Source organism: Acinetobacter sp. MD2(2019), assembly GCF_035615615.1.
Taxonomy (GTDB): domain Bacteria; phylum Pseudomonadota; class Gammaproteobacteria; order Pseudomonadales; family Moraxellaceae; genus Acinetobacter.
Window position 1 is genome coordinate 41,542 of the sequence record NZ_VTDU01000018.1, and the last position, 8,311, is coordinate 49,852.

Sequence of the window (8,311 nt, forward strand, 5' to 3'; positions counted from 1 at the left end):
AGGAAGATGTTGATGGTTTTTGATTTATTCCAATATTTTAACGATCAGGTAAAGCTTAAGAAGAATCAACTTCTTCCCCACCACAATACCCAACAAGCAGAACAATTGATTAGCGATACCAACGCGCTCGTGCTGGGTAAACTAATCTATGACTGGCAAACAAATGCGACACAAACCCAGCACAACATTGAGCAACAGAATCCATCTTATATTGAGTCTATTCACCAGCAATTAAGTCCATCTATACACCATCAACCCGCGCTTAATCCAACTGAATTTAATACGCTATTGCAACACACCATTCAGTTGCAGCTTGAAGAGATTAAACAGTTAGGTGATATTGGGCATTTTGGCAAATATGGTTTAAGCCATGTACTCACCAGCCAAATTGATTATTTATTTGGGCAAGCCGATGATTGGGTTTGGCAAAGCAACCAACTAAGCACTTTAATTGGCTCAAAAAAAGCCATTGAAGAACAAGAAAATACCCTTAACGAAACCGATCAGGACACGGAAACTATGTCACACGCTCATCACGATCAAGACCAACACCTTGCAGAACCCACACTAGCTAAAACCCCAACATGGGCAAAAATTGTTGAGCCTGTGGTTGCCCTCGCGGTGCTTGCATATTTATATTGCGTTTATACGCAACTCACCGCACTACACTAAGATGTAATTTATTTTTAGTTTAGCCAATGCTTGCGTGGAATTCTATATACACGCAGGCTGCGTTTGAAAGACCGTAAAAACAACAATGAAAAACGATTTAAAAGACAATAAAAAAAGCCCTTAAGTCTGATAATGCTTAAGGGCTTTTAGGAATTTGGTCCCGAGGGTCGGACTCGAACCGACACGTTCTCTCGAACAGTGGATTTTGAGTCCACCGCGTCTACCAATTTCACCACCTCGGGATTTAAGATGCTTGGCTTACGCTGTGTATAATAGCCACTTTAAAAAACTTGTCAACGCCAGATGTTCGATGTTTGCTGCTTTTTAAAACAAAAACACTTTCTTTGCCGAAAAAACCATCAAAAAGACGTTTTCAATAGAAAAATGACTATAATGGGCGCAGTTCTTTACACGTTTTAGCTTATGCAACTTACCGATTTTAATTTTGACTTACCTGAACACCTGATTGCACGTTACCCGCTTTCTTCTCGCACTGCTTCACGTTTATTACACTTAGATGCCCATGGCCAATATCATGACCGCATGTTCACCGACATTGTCGACATCTTTAATGAAGGCGATTTATTGGTCTTGAATGATACCAAGGTGATGAAAGCCAGACTAAAAGGAAAACGTGCCAGTGGCGGTGCTGTTGAAGTCTTGGTTGAACGCATGCTGAATCCAACCGTTGCACATTGTCATATTAAAGCCAGTAACTCACCTAAAGCCGGCACAACATTGTTTATTGGCGTAGACCAAGTTCCTGTCACCGTGCAAGGTCGCCACGAAAACTTATATGTGGTTGAATTTTCTCAACCTATTTTAGATGTGTTGGATCGTTATGGTCAACTTCCGATTCCGCCTTATTTTAACCGTGAAGCGGAAGAGATTGACACCGAGCGTTATCAAACCGTTTTCCACGACCCAGAAAAAATTGCCAGTGTTGCCGCGCCAACCGCAAGCCTGCATTTTGATGAGTTAATGTTGCAAAAACTGGCACAAAAAGGCGTACAAAAAGCATTCGTGACCTTGCATGTGGGCGCAGGCACTTTTATGCCAGTACGTACCGATGATATTACCAACCATGTCATGCACAGCGAATGGTGTAATGTCCCTGAAGAAACCGCCGAGTTGATTCGCCAAACCAAAGCACGCGGCAACAAAGTCATTGCGGTAGGAACGACCGCCACGCGTGCGTTAGAAAGTGCGGCGCAAGCACATAATGGCACCTTGGCGGCATGGACGGGCGATACGCAAATTTTTATCTATCCAGGCTATCAATTTTGTGTGGTAGATCGCTTAATCACTAACTTCCACTTACCTGAGTCAACCTTATTAATGTTGGTTTCTGCGCTGTCGAAACAATCTTTTATTCTAAATGCCTATCATCATGCTGTGCAGGAAGAATACCGTTTCTTTAGTTATGGCGATGCCATGCTAATTGACCAATCAAGTGCTTAAACACTGCAAGCCAGTGTAACGAAGATGTGACACTGGCTTTTAAATTTACTGAAAATAATCATAAACTAAAGCACAAATCTGATGGTCGGCTTATAATTAAAGCATCTGCAATACACATCTTACCCTTCACACACTTAAATTTAGAAAAATGCAACTAAGGACATTCTTATGGCTGAACGAATTCAACCCGTAACAAATCCCCCAGGTGAAAATGCATTATTTATGACGCTCTCCATTCATCACAATGCAGAGGCGCTTGCCGAGGTTCTCGATTTTTGTTCGGGCTTTACCCCAATGATTCGAAGTTTAAGTAATCGCTTTCCCGACAGTCATTTTAATGCAGTGATGGGATTTGGCTCTGATGCCTGGGATCGACTGTTTCCGAATCAACCGAAACCAAAAGAACTCAAACCTTTTGTTGAAATTCGTGGCGAAAAACATCTTGCGGTTGCAACCGAAGGCGATTTATTTTTCCACATTCGTGCCGATCGTCAAGATATCTGCTTTGAATTGGCCAGCATGATTCATCAGCAACTCAACAATGCCACGCGTGCAGTCGATGAAACACATGGTTTCCGATACTTAGATGGTCGCGCGATTATTGGCTTTGTGGATGGAACAGAAAATCCAGAATTTTTAGAAGCCAGCGAATGGGCACTTGTGGGCGATGAAGATCCTGAATTTAAAAATGGCAGTTATGCCTTCGCGCAAAAATATTTGCATAACATGCAAATGTGGCGTGCGCTGTCGACCGAAGAACAAGAAAAAGTGATTGGTCGACGTAAGTTTGATGACATCGAACTCAGCGATGACGAAAAGCCAATCACCGCGCATAACAATGTGAGTAAAGCACACGATGCCGATGGCAATGAGCTGAAAATCTTACGTGCCAATGTGGCGTTTGCGCAGCCTTCTAAAAATGAATATGGTACCTATTTTATTGGCTATGCCAGAACCTTTAGCACCACCCACACCATGTTAAGCAACATGTTTAAAGGCAATAGCGAAGGTGCGGTCGACCGCCTGCTCGACTTTAGTACGCCAATTACAGGGTGTTTATTCTTTGTACCGACCTACGATTTTTTAGATAATATCGATAGCGAATAAACTCATTTTAGTGTTTGACTGTACACAACCGATCGCTTTGGCGGTCGGTTGTTCATCTATAGATTATATTTTCACGCTGTCTTAAAAAGCACTCGCTTTAGGTGGGTGTTTTAAACATCGCTTTTTGGATATGCTAAACTCAATTTTTTATACAAGATCCGCCGCATATGCTTGAATTTTGGTTTAATCCAGCACTTTCCTTTGCAAGTAAAATATGGATTTTTATCATTGCTACCGCCTTAAGTATTGGACTGTATTTAACTGCGCCCATGCCGATTGGGCTAATTCTGCTTTTTGCAGCAACGGGACTCATTTTTGTTATTTGTCGTTTCTGTAAATTACATTTAACCGATAACGATCCACGAAAACTGCTTTATCGGGTGTTCACTTGGATTCCTTTGGCTCTGCTGTGTGCCTTGTTATTTTTAAAAACCATCAACCATTTACTCGAATGGGGCATTCAAGGAATTGCCATTATGGTGATGAGTATTTGCCTGCTTTCCCCTCAAGCACTCTTTAAAAAGTCCACCCATGTTTAATTGGCTCAATTTTTTCTATTCGGCGAAGTTTAATCGTCAATACAAATTTATTTTCACTATTGCGGTTTGCATCGCAATTCTTCTACTTGCAAAAATAGATGAACCGCCGAAATGGACGTCATTGGTCAGCTTAGGCTTGGGCATTCTCCTACATGGGTTAAACGAATTTCATCAACGTGTTTTAGAAAAAACCTTGGGGAAATTAAGCAACCTACTGTTCTTTCTGCCGTTTGTAGGATTATTCATTTTAAGCTATTTCAATACTCCGCCATTATCCTTGATCTATATTGCGCAGTTTTTTGGCTTTGCCTTGTTAGGATTCATACTGGCCTTAACCTTGCAATACCGTAGCAAACGGCACTAATTCCACATAGTGCAAGATCGCTCATTCTGCTATGATGATGAGCCGTCTCGACTCTACCATTTATAGATAAGAAACGACCATTTTTGTTCCAAATTTAGAGAGTTTTATGCGCACTTATTTAGACCTTCTACAACATATCTTAGATCAAGGCGGCGACAAAGGCGACCGCACAGGTACAGGTACACGTTCGGTATTCGGTCATCAAATGCGCTTCGACCTAAACCAAGGTTTTCCACTTTTAACCACCAAAAAAGTTCATTTTCGTTCTATTGTGATTGAGCTGTTGTGGTTTTTAAAAGGGGACACCCATGTTCAATACTTAAAAGACAACAAAGTGAGTATTTGGGATGAATGGGCAACCGCAGAACAAACCGCACGGTTTGGTCGTCCAGAAGGTGAGCTTGGACCCGTCTATGGTCATCAATGGCGTAATTTTGGCGCAAGCCAAAATGCCGATGGCAGCTATAAAAAAGATGGTTTTGATCAAATTGCGTGGTTGGTCAATGAAATTAAAACCAATCCCAATTCACGTCGCCTTATTGTTTCAGGCTGGAATCCAAATGAAGCAGGGCAAGTGGCTTTACCGCCTTGCCATACCTTGTTCCAATTTTTTGTCCAAGATAACAAACTGTCTTGCCAATTGTACCAACGCAGTGCCGATGTATTTTTAGGCGTGCCGTTCAATATTGCCAGTTATGCCCTCCTCACCCATATGATTGCACAAGTCTGTGGCCTAGGCGTTGGCGATTTTGTTTGGACCGGTGGCGACACCCATTTATATGCCAACCATTTTGAGCAAGCCCAATTACAACTTACGCGTGAACCATTACCGTTGTGTCGACTTGAATTAAATCCAAATATTCAAAACCTTTTCGACTTCCGCTTTGAAGATATCAATATTGTCGATTATCAATCACATGCGGCAATTAAAGCACCGGTGGCAGTATGAGTTTTCAAGGTTTAGAAATTGTGCATGTGGTTGCCATGGACCAACAAGGTTGTATTGGTCAAGGCAATGCTTTGCCTTGGCATATTCCTGCCGACTTACAACATTTTAAGGCCATTACCCAAGGTGGTGTGGTGGTTATGGGTCGCAAAACCTTAGAGTCGATGGGGCGCACTTTACCTAAACGGGTCAATTGGGTGATTACCCGCGACACAACATGGCATTTTGGCAGCGCCAAAGTGGCACATACCATTGAAGATGCACTCACCCAAGCGGCAATCGACGCCAAGAATAGTGAAAAACCAAGCAGTATTTTTATTATTGGTGGTGGTGAAATTTTTAAACAAACACTCGATATTGCTGACCGTTTAGAGCTGACACATGTCATGCTTGATGTGCAAGGCGATGCGTTTTATCCCAATATTCCAGCAGAATTTAATAAAACTGCTAGCGAACAACATTGCGATGAAAATAGCCAAATTCAATTTGAATTTGCGCGTTATGAAAAAAGCTAAACCCAGCAAATGCAAAAAAAGGATATTGACCACCATGCAGTATCCTTTTTTATCGCTGTGTTTTCACTGTATTAAACACAGATTTAAAAATATTCAGCATAAAATTTTCCAAACTGAACCAAACCAAAAATTCACAATCAAAAAATTTTATCTATTTAAGCATGCAATAGAACTCGCGCGTTTAAATCGAAAATTCAACATCCAAGCTCATTGAACCATCTAAAAATGAATTTAGTTTTACATGAAAAATAACTATGTTTTACAATTATTTGACTAAAAACCACAGATTGTGATTGAATTTTATTTTCATTGACACCAATTATATTAAATCAACTCATGTCTTCACATAAATTGTATAAATTCTTCGCTTATACTTGAACAATGTTTTAAACCACAAGGATTTTTACCATGCAACAAGCCCTTTTTGGCGGTGGCTGCTTTTGGTGTGTCGAAGCGGTATTTTTAGAGCTTCGCGGTGTCAGTCAAGTGACCAGTGGCTATGCCGGTGGCACAACCCCCAACCCAACCTATGAAGCGGTCTGTACCGGCGAAACGCAACATGCCGAAGTGATCTTAATTGACTACGATGAAAACCAAATTAGTTACAACGATTTATTGGGCGTGTTCTTTGCCACACACGATCCAACCACGCTAAATCGTCAAGGCAATGACATTGGTACGCAATATCGCTCGGTTATTTATTATGACAATGCAAGCCAACAGCAAGAAGCACAAGCGTTTATTGATGAACTCAAAGCCGATGGTTTAAATATTGTGACTGAATTAAGCCCACGTCCAACGTTCTTCCGTGCCGAGGAATATCATCAAAATTACTATGCGAAAAATCCAACGCAAGGCTTTTGTAATTTTGCCATTCCACCAAAACTAATTAAGCTGCGCAGTAAATTCCAAGATTTAATGAAATAAGCATCGCAAATCATCTCCCTTCAATCAGCCATTTCGATGGCTGATTTTTATTGGGCTCATATTCTGTATTTAGGATTTCGGGCGAATTTTGTTATAGTGAATTATCCTCAAAATTAGTCCATTTATATGATCTTAAATGCACGTTACCCACAACTGAATCCGAAGTTGTACCATCAACAAGCACCAATGCCGCTACAAGGTGCCAAAGCCGGTCATTTTAATGGCGCTTTAGCCGATTCGTTGCAATGGAGTGAGGCAGAAAAAGACAATTGGGTCGCGTTGTGCAGTGGACAACAAACCGTTGAAGGATTTGAACCGTTAGCAATGGTTTATGCCGGTCATCAATTTGGGCAATGGGCCGGACAATTGGGCGATGGACGTGGACTCTTAATTGCTCAAGTCAAAAGCAAAACGGGCGCGACCATCGATTTACACTTAAAAGGTGCAGGTAAAACGCCTTATTCGCGCATGGGCGATGGCCGCGCGGTGCTGCGTTCAGTCATTCGTGAATATTTAGCCGGTCATGCCTTAAATGGATTAGGCATTGCTTCAAGTAATGCGGTCGGCTTTACCAGTTCCACCCAAACCGTACAGCGTGAACGGGCTGAATTTGGCGCAATGTTGCTTCGTACCGCAGATAGCCACATTCGCTTAGGGCATTTTGAATGGATCAATCAATATGCGCCCGAACAACTGACCGACTTTACCCAAAAATGTATCGAGTGGCATTTCCCTGAATGCTTAAACGCAGAACAACCCGTCTTAGCCTTTGCCCAACAGGTGATTAGCCGAACAGCCATCATGATTGCCGATTGGCAATTGGTCGGTTTTGCACATGGCGTGATGAATACCGACAACTTAAATATTACTGGTTCTACCCTCGACTTTGGCCCATTTGGCTTTATGGAACGCTTTCGTCCCAATTGGATTAATAACCACTCAGACGCACAAGGGCGTTATAGCTTTCAAAATCAACCGAGCATTGGCCATTGGAATTTATGGATTTGGCTCAATAATTTAATTCCATTGGCCAAAGCGGAAGGCAAAGAACAATTTAAGCAAGATTTAGCCGCAGCGTTAGAACAATATGAGCCAACCTTCTTAACGCATTATCAGCAAGGTTTAAATCAAAAAATGGGCTTACCGCAAGACCATGCCGAAAGTTTTGATTGTGCCATGCAATTTTTACGCATTTTACAAAGCGAACAGCTCGACTACACGCAAAGTTTCTTACGCTTACAGCAACAACAGTATCAACAATTACGTGATGATTGTTTGGACACCCATCAGTTCGATCAATTCTTGACACAATATGAACTGATTCGAGCGCATCAAGACACAAACGCGTTACAGCAAATTATGCAACAGCATAATCCACGTTATATTTTACGCAACCACATGGCACAGCGTGCCATTGAAGCGGCCGAGCAGGATGATTTCTCGGAAGTTGATCGTTTATTTCAACTGCTTGCCACGCCGTTTAGCCAGCATCCACTCGAACGCGCTGAAGACTTAGCGCCACTGGCGAGCGATCAAGCAGAAGTTGCCGTGAGTTGTTCTTCTTAATTGATAAAAGTGAAGGGTAATGCTCCCGCAAATTAAGCGAGTTTAAAAGTAGAAAATCGATTAACCTTTGTCCAAGGAGATTTTCTATGAAAACATCAAAATATTCAGACAGTTTAATCATGAGTATTTTAAAACAAGCTGAATCTGGCACGCCTGTACCGAATCTTTGTCGTGAACACGGTATGAGTACGGCAACGTTCTACAAATGGAAGTC

The 8,311-nt window shown here is 41.8% G+C and carries 10 protein-coding genes and 1 tRNA gene; 10 read left to right on the forward strand and 1 reads right to left on the reverse strand.

From position 1 onward, the window contains the following. Positions 1-12: 12 nt before the first annotated feature. The gene (locus I2F62_RS09990) at positions 13-672 is read left to right on the forward strand and encodes a hypothetical protein (RefSeq protein ID WP_324626869.1); all 660 of its coding nucleotides are present in this window, start codon (positions 13-15) and stop codon (positions 670-672) included. Between the two features lie 155 nt (positions 673-827). Here I2F62_RS09990 and I2F62_RS09995 read toward each other — a convergent pair. Continuing rightward, a tRNA-Leu gene (locus I2F62_RS09995) sits at positions 828-914 on the reverse strand. A gap of 181 nt (positions 915-1,095) precedes the next feature. On the opposite strand from I2F62_RS09995, the gene queA reads away from it, so the two are divergent. From queA to I2F62_RS10040, 9 genes are all read left to right on the forward strand, one after another. Next, entirely contained in the window at positions 1,096-2,133 is a 1,038-nt protein-coding gene (gene queA / locus I2F62_RS10000) for a tRNA preQ1(34) S-adenosylmethionine ribosyltransferase-isomerase QueA (RefSeq protein WP_324626870.1), read from the forward strand. 168 nt (positions 2,134-2,301) lie between these two features. Beyond that, positions 2,302-3,240 carry a Dyp-type peroxidase gene (locus tag I2F62_RS10005; protein WP_324626871.1) on the forward strand — a complete coding sequence of 313 codons (939 nt, stop codon included), beginning with the start codon at positions 2,302-2,304 and terminating at the stop codon, positions 3,238-3,240. A gap of 167 nt (positions 3,241-3,407) precedes the next feature. Further along, on the forward strand, positions 3,408-3,779 hold the full coding sequence (locus I2F62_RS10010) for a hypothetical protein (RefSeq protein ID WP_324626872.1): 372 nt from the start codon (positions 3,408-3,410) through the stop codon (positions 3,777-3,779). After that, positions 3,772-4,143, forward strand: coding sequence for a hypothetical protein (locus tag I2F62_RS10015; protein WP_324626873.1), 372 nt, complete (start codon positions 3,772-3,774; stop codon positions 4,141-4,143). The genes I2F62_RS10010 and I2F62_RS10015 overlap by 8 nt, the downstream gene beginning before the upstream one ends. Positions 4,144-4,249: 106 nt before the next feature. Beyond that, on the forward strand, positions 4,250-5,092 hold the full coding sequence (gene thyA / locus I2F62_RS10020) for a thymidylate synthase (protein WP_324626874.1): 843 nt from the start codon (positions 4,250-4,252) through the stop codon (positions 5,090-5,092). After that, positions 5,089-5,604: a dihydrofolate reductase gene (locus I2F62_RS10025; protein WP_324626875.1), complete on the forward strand. Its 516-nt coding sequence runs from the start codon at positions 5,089-5,091 to the stop codon at positions 5,602-5,604. Before thyA ends, I2F62_RS10025 begins: the two co-directional genes overlap by 4 nt. 408 nt (positions 5,605-6,012) lie before the next feature. Further along, the gene (gene msrA / locus I2F62_RS10030; RefSeq protein WP_324626876.1) at positions 6,013-6,531 is read left to right on the forward strand and encodes a peptide-methionine (S)-S-oxide reductase MsrA; all 519 of its coding nucleotides are present in this window, start codon (positions 6,013-6,015) and stop codon (positions 6,529-6,531) included. 126 nt (positions 6,532-6,657) lie between these two features. After that, complete coding sequence (locus I2F62_RS10035; RefSeq protein WP_324626877.1) at positions 6,658-8,097, forward strand: protein adenylyltransferase SelO; 1,440 nt, start codon at positions 6,658-6,660, stop codon at positions 8,095-8,097. An 86-nt stretch (positions 8,098-8,183) separates the two neighbouring features. Beyond that, the coding region (locus I2F62_RS10040; protein ID WP_324626096.1) for a transposase at positions 8,184-8,311 on the forward strand (128 nt) is incomplete at its 3' end.